This window comes from Limosilactobacillus reuteri (genome assembly GCF_034259105.1).
GTDB lineage: Bacteria > Bacillota > Bacilli > Lactobacillales > Lactobacillaceae > Limosilactobacillus > Limosilactobacillus reuteri_G.
Genome location: NZ_CP139478.1, coordinates 1,112,501 through 1,130,426, shown reverse-complemented (window position 1 = coordinate 1,130,426; position 17,926 = coordinate 1,112,501). Strand labels below are relative to the sequence as shown.

Here is a 17,926-nt window from a genome sequence, read left to right as displayed (position 1 = left end):
GAGATGCGTCCATTAACGATTGAACTACATTACTTTGGGCCGTATGAGCATCAAGTGATTGACTTTACGCAGTTCACAGAGCGTTCCTTATTTCTGGTAGCAGGGAATACTGGTGCAGGGAAAACCACGATTTTTGATGCAATGTGTTATGCGCTTTTTGGTCAAACAACCAATGATCGTGATCGGTCGGCTGCTGCTTTACGTTCTGATTTCGCACCAGCTGATCAAGAAACAATGGTGAAGTTTACCTTTGAACACCAAGACCTTAAATATCAAATTATGCGTCGTCCTAAACAGGTTTTAAAGGGACGCCGCGGTAATTTAGTTGAACATAATCAAGCCGTTGATCTTATTTACCCGCTTGAAAGCGATCATCCCCATGAAATTACTAAAATCAAGGAAGCAGACACGTTTATTACTGACCTGCTCAACCTGACCCGCGATCAATTTAAGCAGATTGTTCTTCTCCCTCAAGGAAAGTTTCGGCAGTTTCTTGATTCAGATAGCAATACGAAGGAAGCTCTTCTACGGGACCTCTTTAATACGTCCCGTTATGAGCAGTGGGCAGCGCAGCTAAAAAATGATTTGCGTGAACAGAAGAAGTCATTGACGACCCAAGAAACAAAACTTCAATCATTAAAGGAAACAGTAACCGAGATTAATGCGCAATTAACAACTAAAGAATGGTTAGCGGAAGCAAAAAATTACTTATCCCGACTAAAGGCTAATCTTGAACGTTTGGGCGATGATGAGCAGCAACAGCAAAAGAAAGTTGATCAGCTTGATGCTCAACTTCATACTGAGCAAGAGTTGAAGAAGAATATTGAGGAGTTGGCTGAACTTATCAAGGCTGGAGAAACACTGCAAGCTCAAGCGGAAAAGATCCGCGAAACAAAGCAGCAAGTAAAAATCCTTGAATGGTACCAAGAACACCAGACAGAATATCAACGGTGGAAAGATGGCGAAAAGCGTCTCCAAAAATTAACAGCAGACAGTAATATTCTCCATGAGGACCTGCGTAATCTTCAAAAGCAACAGCAAACAATTGAAACTGAACTACAACAAACGAGCAAGCAGCAAGAAGAGATTGATCAGCTTCAAACAGAGGTCGCCGACTTGACGAATAAACTCCCATTATTCGATGATCGAGATAAGCTAAAATCAACTGTCGATGAACTACAAACAAACTTAAAGCAGCAGGAAAAACAGCAAGCTGCTTCCCAGAAGAAGTTGCAAGACGCTCAACAGCAATTGACGGTTATTGCTAATAATTTAAAAGAGCATGAAAACTTAGGTGAAGTCCAAGTTCAACTAGCAAAGAAGGAAGGGCTTCAGGAAAAATTAACGACTGCTAGAAAAGATTTAAAGCAATTAGAAACAAAACTTTTATCTGAAAAGGAAAATTGCGCGAAATTGGAGCAAAAGCAGGGGGATGCTGAAAAACTCGTTCAAAAATCGCAAGGTGAGTTGGATGACTTAAATGATCGCTTTGCCCGTCACCAAATTGCCATCCTTGCCCAAAAATTAAAGCCAGCCACCCCTTGTCCAATTTGTGGATCGCTTGACCATCCCCATCCAGCAAGCTTAGCAGATGATGAATTGGTAACGGAAACACAAGTTAAAGCGGCAACCGTTAAAGTTCAACAAAACCGTAGTACGCTTGACCACTTAAAAGAGCAAGTTCGCCAAAGCGTTGCCCAAATTGCTAACTTAACGACAGAGGTAGAAACCAAGCAGGCAAATTTAGCTGAACTGTTAGGGGATAATGAATTACCGAGTGATTGGGAAGGACAAATCGAAAATCACGCTCAAAAACTAGCAGAAATGAAGACTGACCTCGATAGAATAGAACAACAGGTTAAAGAATGGCGCCAAGAAGAGGAAGAATTGCAACAAGAATCCAAGTTCTCTCAAGAAGAATTAGATAAAATAGACGAAAGTGTGAACCGCTGCAAACAGGATTTAATCGCCAAGCAGACTATTCTGAAAGAAAAAGCAGCTTCTTTACCAGCAAAATTTCCTACTAAAGAAGCTGCTGACAAGCAAATTCAAACTGATCAACTAAAGATCAAAGCCTTTAATAACCAGCTTGAATTATTGAAACAGCAACGACAAGAAAATGCTGAAAAATTAGCAGGGACAAATAGTCGGATCGCTCAGACTAAAGAAGAACTTGCCACCCAAACGACGCAACAGGATAACTTACACCAATATCTTGTGAACCTTTTAGCACAATATGATGTCCAGCTTAAATGGGATTTCTGGCAAGAAGCTAGTGAACAAGTGGCAACATTGTCATCTTTACGTGAACAGGTAACGACCTTTGAGAATCAAGTCCAGGATAATCAGTCCCAACAAGAGCGGTTGACTAAGGCCATCAATAATCATTCGATGCCAGATATTGCGTCAACGCAGACAAAGCTTAATGCTGAGCGTGGACAACTTCGGCAATGTCAGCAAGAAATTGGTCAGTTAACTGCTCAGTATAAGCAATTAGAAGAAACGGATCAAAAGATTATTAAGGCAGTCGAAAAAACTGGAAAACTTGATCAAGAAATTAATGAATTACAAACATTAACAGATGTTGTGACTGGGAATACTGAAAACCATGTTAGCTTAGAACGGTATGTATTACAGGCATATTTTCAAGATGTCTTAGTAGCAGCCAATGTTCAGTTAGACCGGTTAACTAATGGTCGCTACCAGTTTGAATTAGCAACGGAAAGTCATGGGGCTGGTGCCAAGTGGAGTGGGCTTGAAGTTAATGTATATGATGATAATGCTGGTAGAACGCGAAGTGCCCGGACGCTTTCTGGTGGTGAAAGTTTTATGGCTTCACTTGCTCTTGCTTTAGCTCTTTGTCAGATTGTCCAAGAGCAAAGTGGGGGAATTAAGATTGATGCGCTCTTTATCGATGAAGGATTTGGTTCTCTTGATCAGCAAGCTCTTGAAGATGCTCTTCATTCCCTTCAAGAACTCGAAGGCCACCGGATGATTGGAATTATCAGTCATATCACTGAACTTGAGGAGCAAATTCCAGATCAGTTAATTGTTCGATCAAGAAATGGCCGTAGTTATGTCGCATATCAGCATGAAATATAAGTTCAAAACAGTATTTAAATTTGCGATGATGAAATTAGATAAAAAATTAAAAATAAAAAGTGCAAAAATTAGTTTTTTGCGTATATATATTTATAGGGGAGGCGATTTGCGAGATGAGGACTTGTTCGTTCATAGACTCCTTTCCCCATTAGTTGCTGTCTTCGTCTGCAATCACTTCCCTAATGGGAGCTGTGATATGAGTCAAGTTGGTTTCATAATGAGGTGACAGCGCGGTACAACAATGGTCTATCATCGCTTGGCAAAGCTGTTGGTGACTATTGATGTTTGCGTGGCCTCCAAAGGCTAGGTTTGCGTCAAAAAACGAAGTAACAGGTGATTCCTGTCTCGCTCTCTTTCTTCTCCCACAAATCTTAATGTAAAGATCTCTTATCTACTCTTTTACGTATCACCAGATAGGAGATCTTTATTTTTTAAAATAAAAAGTGCAAATGTTATCTTTTTACGTATATATTTAAGTGAAGGCCTAAAAAATGCATTTAATGCTCTTTAACTCCATATTATCTTCCACAATCAAATAGGCCTTCATTTTAAAAGCTAGGAAATTCTTCTTAGCTTTTTCTTATAATATAAAAAAGCCATTATTGTACAGGAGGGCAATAATGACTTTGAAATTATTTATCTTAATGATTTGCGGTATCCAGCGGCTTGCACTTCTGCTTCTGAGTTGAAATAGACCGCATTTGCTGAGTTCATATGATAGCCTTGCTGATCAGGCGTATGGTAGATTTTTGAACGAGCATTACCAACGATCATACCGGTCTGATCGGTTCGCATATCACCGTTATTCGATGGTGCAGTTGAACTGGTACTTGTATTAACTGCTGAACTTTCCTCGCTACTGCTGCTAGATGATATTTCTGAAGATGATTCGCTTTCAACAACTGGTTTTACGTAAGTAGTATTAGTAACAGTAAAACTTGTTTTGGCGCTTTTATCATCATCACTGTTAGTGGCAGTAATATCGAAACGACACTTCTTGGTACTAGTAGCAAGTTTTAGATTCTTACTAAAATTACCATTATCATCGGTTTCAACAGTATAGTGACCGTTGTTTCCGCCATGCTTCACAATTTTAATGGTTGCATTGGCTTCAGTCTTTCTTGAAAAAGTGATAGATCCATCTGCTTCAGTATCAATCTTAATACCTTTGCTTGTCGCTTGCGCATTCTTACCGTCTGGGATATTAACGGTGAGTGGTAAATCACTGGCAAGTACTGAATGTTGGTTAATTGGGATAATAAATAAACATATTCCAGCAAAAAAGCTAGTAAAGATTGTTGCTAGTTTTCTCACAGTATACTTCCCCCATTTTCTTTAATAGGTGTTTTTCCCCTCTAAGATCATATCATATAAAAGTCAATTTAAAAAGTTAATCTAGTCTTGTTGTATGCCTTTACATAAGCGTCGGAATTACTATAAAAATTAACTTTTAGTCATGATAAAATTAAAACAACTTTTAAGCTATTGTCCATTGTATATTTATAGAGGAGTTTTTTATGCTGGTAACCTTGATGCGGCAGAGGAAAGTTTTAAGAACGCTAATCCGACAGGAACCTCAATTCGGGTAGAAGCCGGAGATATGGTTGGGGCTTCTCCAGCAAATTCTGCTCTTCTCCAAGACGAATCAACCATGCATGCTTTAGACGCAATGCATTTTGAAATAGGAACTTTGGGAAACCATGAGTTCGATGAAGGTTTAGCTGAGTATATGCGGATTGTTAATGGTGGTGAACCTACTAAACAATATAATGAAGCTGAGATGGCCTATCCTCATGTGAAAACAGGGATTAATATCATTACTGCCAATGTTGTAAATAAATCTGATGGTCAAATCCCATTTGGAATGCAACCATACTTGATTAAAGAAATTCATACTAGCGATGGTAAAGTTGCTCGGATTGGCTTTATTGGGATTGAAACTACTTCCCTACCAATTTTAACCTTATACGATAATTACAAAGATTATGATGTTTTAGACGAGGCTGAAACAATTGCAAAATATGATCAAATTTTACGTAAAAAGGGTGTTAATGCAATTGTAGTTCTTGCCCATACAGGGGTTTCAACGGATAAAAATGGCAGCACTAAAGGTAATGCTGTTGATATCATTAAGAAGCTTTACCAAATTGACCCTGATAATTCTGTCGACCTTTATGTTGCTGGTCACTCCCACCAATATGCTAATGCTACTGTTGGTAGTGTAAAATTAGTGCAAGCCATTTACACAGGTAAGGCTTACGATGATATTATCGGTTACATCGATCCAACAACTAATGATTTCGCACCGAATAGTCTCGTTTCGCATGTCTTTCCTGTATTATCAGAAAAGGATGCGCCTAATATCAAAACAGATGCAAATGTTACAGCAATTGTTGAAGATGCTAACAATCTAGTAGCACCAATTATTAATAAGAAAATAGGGGAAGCTGCTACCACAGGCGATATTCTTGGACGACTACATAATACCCCTACTCGTGAAAATGCCGTTGGTGAATTAGTTGTCGATGGTCAATTATATGCCGCTCATAAGGTGGGCTTACCAGCTGATTTTGCGATGACTAATACAGGCGGCGTTCGTGCAGACCTGCATGTTAATCCTGATCGTTCCATTACATGGGGAAGTGCCCAAGCGGTTCAACCATTTGGTAATATTTTACGGGTAGTTGAAATGACAGGGGCACAAATCGTTGAAGCCTTGAATCAACAATATGACGAAGATCAAGCTTATTACTTACAGATTTCCGGGCTTCATTATACTTATACTGATCAAAATGATCCTAACCAACCATATAAGGTCGTTCAAGTTTATGACCAACATAATCAACCGCTTGATATGAATAAGACTTATAATGTTGTTATTAATGACTTTTTAGCAGGTGGCGGAGATGGCTTTTCTGCATTTAAGGGCACCAAAGTTATCAGGATTGTTGGTCAAGATACAGACGCGTTTATTGACTATATTACTGATATGACTAATGATGGTAAACCAATTACCGCACCAACAATGAACCGTAAGATTTACTTGACTGCTGAACAATTAGCGAAGTCAGACGCAGACACACAGTCACAAACAGGAACTAATCAGCACACTCAAAATGATGCTAATTCCCAGACTGAAGGAAATCAGCTTCAAGAGGTTCCAAGCCAATCAGTATCTCCAACAATAACCTTGCCAACAACAGCTGGTCAACCAGCCGAAACTGTTACATTGCATGCTCAACCTAAGCAACAAACCGTAGCTGCTAATAATCAATTAATTAATTTGACACCTACATCAATTAATGGCCAAAAACAAAAAGCAGCTGACCAGCAAGCAGCTTTACCACAAACTGGTAACGATGAAGATCTTGCATTACTTCTTCTCGGAAGTTCATTAATGGCAGCAACCGGATTGACAATTATTGATCGCAAGCGTAAACATGCTTAATTGCTTAAAATAGACTGTTACCTTCATTATGTGGGAGTTAGCAGTCTATTTTTCATTATTTTGTTTTCTCGCTATAATGGAAACGATAAAGTAAAAATGGAGTAAGAACATGGCAGAAAACATCATCAATATTTTAAAAACCAATAATATGACAGTCGCATTTGTTGCTCAAGAAAGCGGCCTTGACGTTGCGCAGGTTAACGAAACACTTAAACGCCCAGTTGCAACCTGGTCAATTCAGATTCTTAATGCACTTGCAGATGCTTTAGGAGAGCGTCCAGGAGAATTATTAGATCGGATTCAAGACTTTGATTTTCACCTCCATACTGACGATGATCAATTAACGATTCAGCACGTGCAGTTCCAAACACCTTCTTCTTATCAACAAGTTCGGTTTGCTGTTGAAAGTAATGTTTTGGAGGGATGGGAGCCTACAGCAACAGATGTAAGGCAACTAAAAGAGAGCGCTGAAAATCCAGATGATGAAATTTTAATGGAAATTGAGCAATTATTTGGTGATGAAGATGACTGATGAAGAACTTCAAGCAAAATTTTTATATGATAATGGAACACTCCGCAATAAATTTGCAATTAAAAATGCGGATGAATTAAGTTTAATTGAGTATCGCGGCGTAGCAGAAAGGGAAGTGGCCCTCCTTCAACAACAACCGAAAATTAAGAGTTTTGAAGATTTACAGACGATTAATAAATTCCTTTTTGGTTGGCTTTATGACTGGGCGGGTGAGTTACGTAACTACTATATTTCTAAAGCAGGTTTTGATTTTTTAGAATATGGTCGCTTTGATAATGCAATTAAATATATTAATGACGAAATTGTGCGATTGAATAAGGCAGATTGTAAAATTTAAGTTGAACATTTAAGTGGACAGAAAAACCCATCAAGGTCTTTAATGGTGTTACCACACAATCCATTAGAAAGAAGGACCTTGATGAGCACCACTATTTTATCATTCCAGAACCGTGTTGTCATTGAAACGCTTCATAATGAAGGACGTTCCTTGCGATACATCGCTAACTACTTAGGCTTTAGTAAGACCACCATCTTTAACGAACTTCACCGGCTAAATAGTGGGTATCAAGCTGAACTAGCGCAAACTGACTTTGAACGCAAGGTTAGTCAACGGGGGCGGAAGTCTTCACTCACTAAAAGCCTTAAGCACTTGATTGAGGAAAAGATTCAAGTCCAGAAGTGGTCCCCTGAACAAGTTGCCCATGTAGTTGGGATTGCCTACAAGACGGTCTATAACTGGATTGATCAAGGATGGCTTGATGTACAGTTACCCGATTTGCCTGATCATGGAATTCGTCGTCATCGTGCTAAAGAAAAGCGTGGTACGTTCAGTCACGGCCGCTCCATTGAGGAGCGTCCTCATAAAGTCGAAACTCGCCAAGAATTCGGCCACTTTGAAGCTGATACCGTACTTTCTGGCAAACGTAAAGGTCAAGCTGTGGCGACTTTTGTGGAGCGTAAGAGTCGCCTGACAATTGTTAAACGGCTCCATGGTCGCGACAGTCAGTCCATGACTCAAGCCGTACTTGAACTAGCTAGTCAACTTCAAGACAAGCTCAAGACGCTTACCGTGGATCATGGGAAAGAGTTCGCTAACTATCAGGCAATTGAACAGCTAACGGGTACTCAGGTTTACTTTGCCCATGCCTATTCACCGCACGAACGCGGTAGTAATGAGAACCGTAATCGAGTTTTGCGACGGTTTATTCCCAAGGGACAAGCCATTGAAGAGCTGAGCGATCGCCAGCTGGTTCAAATCAATTGGTATCTGAATTCCCGACCACTTAAATGTCTTAACTGGCACACACCAATCGAGATCTTCTTGATTAATCTACGTCACTAAATTCGTTCAAGTTATTTCTTGCAATCTGCCATAAGAAAAAGCAGCCTACCATTGAGGATTATGCTGCTCTCTTAAATGATTTGAACTATATTCATCCGTTTCGTGAAGGGAATGGGCGGTCAACTAAATTATTCATCCAGTTAATTGCCCTCCATCATGGTCAGGTAATTGATTATCCAGCAGACAACGCGGAAATGATTGCCGGGTTAAACCAATCAGATGTTGGTATTATCGCCAAGACCATGGCATTACAGAAAAGTGCTGGTTAAGCTAGGTTGCTTGCTGCTTGTTTATCAAGAATCACTGTTACGTTTGGATGCTGTTGGAGGGCTGATGCCGGAACAGCGGTCGTGATTTTACCGTTGACCATTTTGTTGATTGCGTCTGCTTTTTGCTCACCAAATGCGAGTAAGATGATATGTTTTGCTTGCAAGATTGAACCGATTCCCATTGTATAGGCTTCCGTTGGTACGTCCTTGCTTGAAGTAAAGAAGCGTGCGTTGGCATTAATAGTAGCAGGGGTTAACTTTACTTTATGGGTTTGGCTATCAAAAGGGGTTCCGGGCTCATTAAAACCGATATGACCATTATTGCCGATTCCTAAAATTTGCGTATCAATAGGATAAGTAGCCAAAATCTGATTATAGTGATTAATTACTTCAGCAGTATTCAGGTTACTGCCATTTGGAATAAAACTTTTGGCAAATGGTTTTTGCGTGAAAAGATGATGCTCCATAAAGTAATGATAACTTTGCGGATCAGTTGGTTTAAGACCGACATATTCATCAAGGTTAATCGAAATAAGGTTGGAATAATCAACTGAACTACTAGTCATCTCTTGATAAAGACCTAGGGGAGAACTACCTGTTGCGAGGCCAAGCACCTGGGCACCATTAATAATATCTGTTTGGAGAAGTTCAAAGGCGTTTTGGCTTGCTACTTCTTTATTTTTCGTTACAAGAATTTTCATCCTTATCACCTCACGACTATTGTAATTCTTTTAAGGAAAAAGAAAAGAGCAATTGCAAATGCTTATTCTTGAGATTTGACAAAAACGTTATTGAATGCGCTTACAAAAATGTGTAAAATAAGGGAAAGAAAATAGCAGCAAATAAGTAAAATGAATTATCTTTCAGCAACACATATGTTTTTTGCAATTATCGAATTATTATTTGGGGACTCTCTGATCAGCAAGGAGCCCCTTTTTGCTTTTTTAGAAGGGAGATAGTGCCAATGGAGAACTTAACGGTTAAGCTGTTTAATGAAATTGCTGAAAAGCAGTTTCCGGGTTTAGCATTATTTGAAAATCGAACTGGCTCTAGGAAAACAACGGGTGCCCTGCAGTGGGTAACGGACATGCTAATGAAAAGTAAGGAATCTGATGTCATTATCTACATAACTCCCAACCGACAGAATCGGGATGAAGCATGGCGGGGATTGGTTAGACAATTAGAAAACCATGGTAAAGATAAGCATTTTGTTAGGCGAAATGTCATCTTACTTAAATCTGAAGTGGATGAAGTTAGTGATTATTTAAATAAAGCGATCTTTAAGGGAATTGAGCCGACCGATACCGATAGTATTTCTTCTAGAGTCACGAATTTTTTATCACCGTTTAAACACCGTTATCCATTATTTGCGGAAACGTTGAAGAGCGCAATAAATAGGTATCAATTTTATTTCTTTCTGCATAAATTTTCTTTTTCTCAAAATAAACATGTAGATGATGAAGATTTCAGTAAAATAGTTCCGCTTTTGAAAAAGAATTTAGTCAGAGATATTAAGAAGAAGTCCCATTCTAAGAAGATTAGTAACAATGATATCTTAGAGGAAATAGCTGCAAACATTCCATGGGTACTCAAGATGTTTCCTGAACTCAAATTAAAAGAGAAACGGGTTGTCTTTATGACGAGTAGAAAATTTCTCGCCCTTATTAAAACTCCTAAAGCCAGTACAATGCATATCTGGGCTGCCTTTTCTCAGAAAAAGGTTCACTTAATTATGGACGAGGTCGATGAGATCAAAGAAGATTGGAATAATTTCATCATCGACCAGATTACTGACAAAAGTGATTTGGCATTTAGGGACCGTCTTGATTTGTTTCATATTTACCGGAGAATAATCATAAAAGTAAACGACTGTATGACAACCTTACCACAACAGATTATTGATGCACCGGGGATAAATGGCAATAACGATAATAAAGAGATTCTAAAAGTTATGCAGCAAAAAATATGTGATACTTATAAAAAGTTAAACTTATTATATCGGGTTAAGCTTGATGATTCGCTAAAGGATGAGAACCAGCGCTTTATCTTTAATATTGGGATGCAAAACCAACTGTTAGGCAAAACAGAAGCTGAAAGGTATTTAGTCATTCAATCGGATCCTCAACAACAGTTAAATTTGATTAAGTCTGATAAAGCATTATATCAACATGGTGAACTGAGGCTTTCGCAAGTTTTAAAGCATTTGCAAAAGTTAATTCGGTTTTTCGTCAAAAACGCGCAGAAAATCGGTCAAAATGTAACCAGAGCTGAAAGAAAAGACTGGACGGCAAATGAGGCAACCGCCTATATCATCCGGAGTATTTTAGATGAAAGCAATGAAGAAGATAAAACCACATATATATTAAGTCGTCTTGAAGATGGGATAACAGGAAGATTTGATTTGACGACTGAGAGATTGTTTGGTGATAACCAAAGTATTTACGCAAATGGCTATGAATACTTACAAATAATGAGCAATGACGATAAAGCATTTGGTGATCACGTTTATTGGTATCATTCCAACTTTAGTGCTGAAAGGCTCCTGGCATTTTTAGCAAATAAATGGCACGTATATGGTTTGTCGGCGATCGCTAAAAGCCCAACAATGTTAAATAATTTTGATTATCAGTGGGTTGAAGCGCATGTGAAGAATAATTATCAATTGTCGACGCAATTGGAGAAAGAGCTAGATAAAGAAAATAAAGATTATTTGGCAGCAGAAAGAAGAGCCGGAATTAATGTCTCAATTACGAATGTTGACTTACCGATTAAAGGGCAAGACACTATTTTTGCAAAAGACCTTTTACAAAGGGTGCTTAAGGTTAACCGTATTCCTGTTGAACTCTTTACTGCATATCCAGAAGAAGAAGGGTTAAGGCCTAATGACGTAATTTCATTAGCAGGGGATGGTCAAGTTAGTTTTACTCTTTTGCGGAACCTAAAAACGTTGCAAGCACTTATTTCGTTTGTAAAATCTTACAATAAGCGCCCTCTCAATCCAGCATATGTATTATTCAAAAACAAGAAAGTTAGCGAAGAGTTATTGTATTGGTATAAGTTATGTTTAAAGGCGATAGGGATGGGGAAGGTTTCCTTAACGGTTGTCGATGCTCAGAATATTCAGCAAAAGATTCCCCTAATAAAAGAGGATTGGACAAACGGCAAGCTTAACATTATGGTAACTACTTATGCTGCTTTGGGAAGAGGGATTAATCTTCATTACTCAGTTGATACGGAAACATTAACAGAACTAGTCAAAAGTAAAAATGGAGTAATAATCGGCAAACAAATGCAGAACTTATCTAAAGATATTGATGGCGAATACCTTGAAGCTCCCACTCATATTGCGACTTGGATTGGCAGAGACGATGAACAGTTTTCAATAAAGAAAATGCTGCACATAATTGGCGAACAAGATGCCTTATATGGAAACGGTCATATTACGAGGGCAACTTATCGGAAAAATTTGTATGCTTATATAAACGGGGGCCCAGTAAATAACTATCGACAAAATGATTTGCAACCAGTAAAAGTCGCGGGAGGTGTTTATATTGAGCAAGCTTTAGGAAGAATGGCACGGACCAATATCAAGAGTAGCCGTCCCATGATCTTAATAGACAATGCCGCAAAAAAGAACCTTGTAAGCAACTATTTGAATAATAAACGAACTACCTTAGAAATGGCTGCAGTATTAGCAGATATTACCGGAAGAGAAGCGGAACTTGAAAAAGAAAAAGCAACGTTGCTTCATGAAAAACTCAATATGGCTAATGAAATCCAACATCGTTTTACAGTTCGGTTGCCATCTCAACTGCGACAAGACCGGAAAGGGACAAAAGAGCTTTGGCAAAGAGCACGTGAATTAATACTAAAGCATCCATTTGGTGATGATGCACCTGTAAACATTCAGCGCCTCCATTGGCAGTTCGAAAAAGCGGTTAATAAATATTACTTTGCTATCGAAGGAGACTATAGTCGGTTACTTGCTATTGACGCTGTTCCAATTCAAAACTATAACCAGCATCAATTTGATTTTGCCCATTATGGAAAGACTTTAAATAAAATATATGAAGCAAATTCGTGGCTCAAAGAAGATTTTGACCTATTAGGTTACTATCATGATTTTGAAAAGCTGCACCATTATCAATTATTACCAGGAATCTTTAATAATTTTTATCGTCCAGCGTTAAGCGAGGAAGTCTTTAAGGTTATTTGTAAATACTTAGGGATTAAGGTCTATCCAATGGCAGATAATGAATTTGAATTATTTGATTGCTACCTGCAAACAAAAGATAAGAAGAAAGTTTTTGTTGATATCAAAGATTATAATGAGATCACTAATGCTACCGAACAAACGGAAGTATTTAAGAAGGCGCGCCTAAAACTGGCTAATTGTACAGAGAATAATCCAGTATACTTTATTAATTTTCGCCAACTTCAACCTAATAGTAAATATAAACAAAAACTATTTAGCCCACAATCATATCGACAATTCTTTACATGTTCCAGTATGTTTTTAGCTGACGGGAAACTTAACAGTCAATTAGCAAAAAATTTATTGGATTATTTTGAATAAAAGGAGACAGAAATGATAACAACTAATCGTCTTGCTAAATTTGATATTGATACTCGCAAAATTCTGACTAGCTATGATATATATTCAGTTGACCAAAATTTAGAAGAGCAACGTTTTATTCCAAGAAGAATTTTTAGTATTAATATCGATGTAGAAAATAGCCTCGGTATTAATGCGCTAACGGGAAAGAAAATCCAAAAAAATGTTTATCGTTTATATTTAATCACTAAAAAGGCAGCAGTAAATGCTCAAGAGATAAGGGCAACAGTTGAGAAGTATAGTCAGCATACTTTTAGGGTGTCAAAGTTAGACGAGGAAGCAGCATCTTCTTTAGATAAAGCAATCATATTACGACTATTTTTTAATATGTTACCCTTCTATGGAATTAAGGGGACGGGGATGCTCGGCAATCTTTTTCTCACACCTTCGAAGCCGCGTCTTACACAAAAGATTTACCTTGATTTAACAAAGTTAGTGGTTGGCGATGATTGTAGCTTGTTTTTATCAACTTCCCGGTTTACTAAAGTTAAAAGTTTTATGGAACATGGAATTAGTTTGTTTAATAATATGGCGAGAAAAAGTCTTAATAATGCTCCATTGTTTGATGTTGATTTGAAAAAATGGCAAATAAAGCAGGTAAATAAATATAATAAGAACTTAAACATCGAAAATTGCTTTATTAATGCCCCTTTATACCCTAAAGATAAGCCACGCCAAATGCTATTTGGGTCAGATGGCAAGTTAAATCAAATACAGTCAACAAAATTTTATCACTTGTATAACTTAATCAGTGTTTTTAACTTAGTTTTTAGTGAGTATTTTTCTGAATTAAAATTTGAAAAAGTAGATACAGCAAAGCAACTTTTAGGACAACTTTCACAAACTGAATGGGGGGAATCAGTTAGACAAGCATATCAAAGAATTCTTTGCGACGAATCGGTTAAACTTAATCGACAATCGGATCGCAAGGGATGAACGGATAGAAGATATCAAGGCCGCGTTGGTTCAGCTTTTGCCAACAGTTAAAATCAATATTAGACCGACCGTTGAAGATAAATTTGGATATAATCTAGTTGTGATTAATAATAGGCGGTATTTCCAAACTCATGAAGATGTTAAAGATAATTATGCGAGAGACTATCAGCAGGCAATAGTGCAACATTTGACAATTGATACCTTTAGGAAGGGTGCTTTAAGAAGTACGTTAATTAATTCATTGAAAGAGTTAATAATAAAGAAAGATTTGAAAGAAAGAAGCTTAAGTCTGTATCATTCACCAGATTCAATGGAGGGATGGGAGTTTTATCAAGTTGCAAAGGAAGCTTATGGTACCCAAGCAGTCTATCTATTTAAAATGATTAATAGTGATGAATTCGAGGTGAGACGGTTAGATTTACAAGAAAGCTCAAAAATTATTAATTCCGATGATGCAGATCTTCGGTACCTAATTAAAACTCCTGCTAATACTTTCTACAATTTAAATAGGAAAAATATCTTTACCTTACCTAATGCTGAGCTTTTTGGCGATATCAACGAGATGATTAGTCATCAAAATTGTTCATCAGTAACAAAAGCGGAACTTAAACGGGCTTTGAATGATTTAAGTAAAAGTTACCCTAATTACAGAACTAAATACCAAAATCTTATTTCTATCATTAATAAAAGAGAGCTAGATTCATTTAACAATAAAAGAGAGCTAGATTCATTTAACATCAATGACTTAAAAGATGAATTTAATTTTATGAAGAAGAATAAAATACTAAGTCCAATTGCAATTAATTTGTTATTGGATGAATTATATGAACAATATGGACTAGTTTTGAAAGTGAAACCAAAAATAAAATCCCATGTTCAAAAGTATCTTTCTGGGTTAACCGATATTAATTATTTCGTTGATAACGACGATCAGGATGTTATTTACTATAATGTTGGAACCATTAGTAAAAATATGAATATGTCAATTTCAAAGGCATCCCACATCTGGCAACTTCAGCCTAACATTAAATTAAATGCGCGTGGTTTCGCTACGATTGAGACCGAAAACATTTTGAAGTTTCTTCAACTGATGATGGTGAATTTTGTACGATTTCATCAATTGACAGTAATTCCTTTTCCATTTAAATACCTTCGAGAATTTATTCAACTTGAAGAAAAGAAAAGATCAGCTAAAAAAGATGTGACAGATTTACTGAAATGATGAGATAATACTAGGAGGGATGGGGTGATGATGGTGAAAAGTACTAAAAAGAAACGATCCCATATTGGGTTAATTACATTTACCATATTACTGGTAATCTTGTTAGGAATTTTAGGGATAAATTATAAACAGTTTGCTAGTAAGCAACTTAATCCAGTTTATGACAATAAAGTAGCAAAAAAAGATTCGCCTAAAATAACAAAGACTGCAAAGATTGTTGGATCGTATCGAGATGATCAAGACGGTGCAGCTATTGTCTTAAATGAAAACGGAACAGGTCAGTATGTTTATGCAGATAAGAATAATCCGGATACAGATGATAGCTTAACATGGCGTAAAGAAGGAGAACACTACCTTATAAATTTGGAAGATCGTGACGTAACTAATCCCCTTACCGCAACGCTTGATAATAATAAATTAGTTGTTACAGGTAGTAATGGCTGGAATACCGAAACGTTCCAAAAAGTTAATGAAGAGTTAAACCTTCAACAATTTTTGAATGATATGCATAAAAAATAAAATAAATGCTTGCAAAGGATTTAGAGATAGGATATAATGAAATTCCTGTCAGCGATGGGAGATAGATAATCGCTTGTAACTTCTTAGATTTATTTAACTTAGTTGCAAAGTCTCAACAATAATTTAAAAAATATTGTTGACATCCCATTGACGACATGATATATTAATAAAGTTGCTGATTGAGTTATCGATCAAAAGAAATTTAAAAATAATTAAAAATTCTTCTTGACAAGTTGATCTGATACATGTTATAATAAACAAGTTGATTGGCTGCTTGATTAGCCAACAGGTAGACCTTTGAAAACTGAACAAAGTTTCGACGAATCAAATGTGTAGGGTCTTCAATCACGATGTGATTTGAAGCAAAACATTTGCGAAGTCAATTCGCTTAATAACAAAGATAATTGAGAGCTATTCAAGTTCTTATATATTTTATATGAGAGTTTGATCCTGGCTCAGGATGAACGCCGGCGGTGTGCCTAATACATGCAAGTCGTACGCACTGGCCCAACTGATTGATGGTGCTTGCACCTGATTGACGATGGATCACCAGTGAGTGGCGGACGGGTGAGTAACACGTAGGTAACCTGCCCTGGAGCGGGGGATAACATTTGGAAACAGATGCTAATACCGCATAACAACAAAAGCCACATGGCTTTTGTTTGAAAGATGGCTTTGGCTATCACTCTAGGATGGACCTGCGGTGCATTAGCTAGTTGGTAAGGTAACGGCTTACCAAGGCGATGATGCATAGCCGAGTTGAGAGACTGATCGGCCACAATGGAACTGAGACACGGTCCATACTCCTACGGGAGGCAGCAGTAGGGAATCTTCCACAATGGGCGCAAGCCTGATGGAGCAACACCGCGTGAGTGAAGAAGGGTTTCGGCTCGTAAAGCTCTGTTGTTGGAGAAGAATGTGCGTGAGAGTAACTGTTCACGCAGTGACGGTATCCAACCAGAAAGTCACGGCTAACTACGTGCCAGCAGCCGCGGTAATACGTAGGTGGCAAGCGTTATCCGGATTTATTGGGCGTAAAGCGAGCGCAGGCGGTTGCTTAGGTCTGATGTGAAAGCCTTCGGCTTAACCGAAGAAGTGCATCGGAAACCGGGCGACTTGAGTGCAGAAGAGGACAGTGGAACTCCATGTGTAGCGGTGGAATGCGTAGATATATGGAAGAACACCAGTGGCGAAGGCGGCTGTCTGGTCTGCAACTGACGCTGAGGCTCGAAAGCATGGGTAGCGAACAGGATTAGATACCCTGGTAGTCCATGCCGTAAACGATGAGTGCTAGGTGTTGGAGGGTTTCCGCCCTTCAGTGCCGGAGCTAACGCATTAAGCACTCCGCCTGGGGAGTACGACCGCAAGGTTGAAACTCAAAGGAATTGACGGGGGCCCGCACAAGCGGTGGAGCATGTGGTTTAATTCGAAGCTACGCGAAGAACCTTACCAGGTCTTGACATCTTGCGCTAACCTTAGAGATAAGGCGTTCCCTTCGGGGACGCAATGACAGGTGGTGCATGGTCGTCGTCAGCTCGTGTCGTGAGATGTTGGGTTAAGTCCCGCAACGAGCGCAACCCTTGTTACTAGTTGCCAGCATTAAGTTGGGCACTCTAGTGAGACTGCCGGTGACAAACCGGAGGAAGGTGGGGACGACGTCAGATCATCATGCCCCTTATGACCTGGGCTACACACGTGCTACAATGGACGGTACAACGAGTCGCAAGCTCGCGAGAGTAAGCTAATCTCTTAAAGCCGTTCTCAGTTCGGACTGTAGGCTGCAACTCGCCTACACGAAGTCGGAATCGCTAGTAATCGCGGATCAGCATGCCGCGGTGAATACGTTCCCGGGCCTTGTACACACCGCCCGTCACACCATGGGAGTTTGTAACGCCCAAAGTCGGTGGCCTAACCTTTATGGAGGGAGCCGCCTAAGGCGGG

General features: G+C 38.6%; 11 protein-coding genes, 1 rRNA gene and 1 pseudogene (1 of these 13 only partly in view). 11 read left to right on the top strand and 2 right to left on the bottom strand.

Annotated features, from left to right (window positions below; all coding sequences use genetic code 11):
- Nucleotides 1–3 precede the first annotated feature (3 nt).
- Nucleotides 4–3,102: an SMC family ATPase gene (locus SH603_RS06440; RefSeq protein ID WP_321533680.1), complete on the top strand. Its 3,099-nt coding sequence runs from the start codon at nt 4–6 to the stop codon at nt 3,100–3,102.
- 636 nt (nt 3,103–3,738) lie between these two features.
- Here SH603_RS06440 and SH603_RS06435 read toward each other — a convergent pair.
- Nucleotides 3,739–4,416 carry a hypothetical protein gene (locus SH603_RS06435; protein ID WP_321533679.1) on the bottom strand — a complete coding sequence of 226 codons (678 nt, stop codon included), beginning with the start codon at nt 4,414–4,416 and terminating at the stop codon, nt 3,739–3,741.
- A gap of 178 nt (nt 4,417–4,594) precedes the next feature.
- On the opposite strand from SH603_RS06435, the gene SH603_RS06430 reads away from it, so the two are divergent.
- From SH603_RS06430 to SH603_RS06410, 5 genes and pseudogenes are all read left to right on the top strand, one after another.
- On the top strand, nt 4,595–6,550 hold the full coding sequence (locus SH603_RS06430) for a bifunctional metallophosphatase/5'-nucleotidase (RefSeq protein ID WP_321533678.1): 1,956 nt from the start codon (nt 4,595–4,597) through the stop codon (nt 6,548–6,550).
- Between the two features lie 109 nt (nt 6,551–6,659).
- Nucleotides 6,660–7,082, top strand: a complete 423-nt coding sequence (locus tag SH603_RS06425) for a helix-turn-helix domain-containing protein (protein WP_085681060.1) — start codon at nt 6,660–6,662, stop codon at nt 7,080–7,082.
- Entirely contained in the window at nt 7,075–7,419 is a 345-nt protein-coding gene (locus SH603_RS06420) for a hypothetical protein (RefSeq protein ID WP_321533677.1), read from the top strand. Before SH603_RS06425 ends, SH603_RS06420 begins: the two co-directional genes overlap by 8 nt.
- A gap of 81 nt (nt 7,420–7,500) precedes the next feature.
- On the top strand, nt 7,501–8,424 hold the full coding sequence (locus SH603_RS06415; RefSeq protein ID WP_321533676.1) for an IS30 family transposase: 924 nt from the start codon (nt 7,501–7,503) through the stop codon (nt 8,422–8,424).
- 29 nt (nt 8,425–8,453) lie between these two features.
- Nucleotides 8,454–8,693, top strand: a pseudogene (locus SH603_RS06410) (Fic family protein); the annotation flags it as partial.
- Here SH603_RS06410 and SH603_RS06405 read toward each other — a convergent pair.
- Nucleotides 8,690–9,394, bottom strand: a complete 705-nt coding sequence (locus SH603_RS06405; protein WP_169472816.1) for a glucosamine-6-phosphate deaminase — start codon at nt 9,392–9,394, stop codon at nt 8,690–8,692. The pseudogene SH603_RS06410 and the gene SH603_RS06405 overlap by 4 nt on opposite strands.
- 263 nt (nt 9,395–9,657) lie before the next feature.
- Here SH603_RS06405 and SH603_RS06400 point away from each other — a divergent pair, with 263 nt between their 5' ends.
- The 5 genes from SH603_RS06400 to SH603_RS06380 all read left to right on the top strand — a co-directional run.
- On the top strand, nt 9,658–13,269 hold the full coding sequence (locus tag SH603_RS06400) for a hypothetical protein (protein WP_321533675.1): 3,612 nt from the start codon (nt 9,658–9,660) through the stop codon (nt 13,267–13,269).
- A 12-nt stretch (nt 13,270–13,281) separates the two neighbouring features.
- A complete protein-coding gene (locus SH603_RS06395) occupies nt 13,282–14,244 on the top strand; it encodes a hypothetical protein (protein ID WP_321533674.1) in 963 nt (320 codons plus the stop codon).
- Nucleotides 14,245–14,269: 25 nt separating this feature from the next.
- Nucleotides 14,270–15,466, top strand: coding sequence for a hypothetical protein (locus SH603_RS06390; protein WP_321533673.1), 1,197 nt, complete (start codon nt 14,270–14,272; stop codon nt 15,464–15,466).
- 27 nt (nt 15,467–15,493) lie between these two features.
- Nucleotides 15,494–15,985 carry a lipocalin/fatty acid-binding family protein gene (locus tag SH603_RS06385; RefSeq protein ID WP_321533672.1) on the top strand — a complete coding sequence of 164 codons (492 nt, stop codon included), beginning with the start codon at nt 15,494–15,496 and terminating at the stop codon, nt 15,983–15,985.
- Between the two features lie 432 nt (nt 15,986–16,417).
- Nucleotides 16,418–17,926 (top strand): 16S ribosomal RNA (locus SH603_RS06380) (it continues 67 nt past the right edge of the window).

What these genes read in the sequence shown, in the direction of transcription:
- SH603_RS06440 (WP_321533680.1), top strand. Translation starts at nt 4, where the DNA reads ATGCGTCCATTAACGATTGAACTACATTACTTTGGGCCGTATGAGCAT.
- SH603_RS06425 (WP_085681060.1), top strand. Translation starts at nt 6,660, where the DNA reads ATGGCAGAAAACATCATCAATATTTTAAAAACCAATAATATGACAGTC.
- SH603_RS06420 (WP_321533677.1), top strand. Translation starts at nt 7,075, where the DNA reads ATGACTGATGAAGAACTTCAAGCAAAATTTTTATATGATAATGGAACA.
- SH603_RS06415 (WP_321533676.1), top strand. Translation starts at nt 7,501, where the DNA reads ATGAGCACCACTATTTTATCATTCCAGAACCGTGTTGTCATTGAAACG.
- SH603_RS06405 (WP_169472816.1), bottom strand. Translation starts at nt 9,394, where the DNA reads ATGAAAATTCTTGTAACGAAAAATAAAGAAGTAGCAAGCCAAAACGCC.
- SH603_RS06400 (WP_321533675.1), top strand. Translation starts at nt 9,658, where the DNA reads ATGGAGAACTTAACGGTTAAGCTGTTTAATGAAATTGCTGAAAAGCAG.
- SH603_RS06395 (WP_321533674.1), top strand. Translation starts at nt 13,282, where the DNA reads ATGATAACAACTAATCGTCTTGCTAAATTTGATATTGATACTCGCAAA.
- SH603_RS06385 (WP_321533672.1), top strand. Translation starts at nt 15,494, where the DNA reads ATGATGGTGAAAAGTACTAAAAAGAAACGATCCCATATTGGGTTAATT.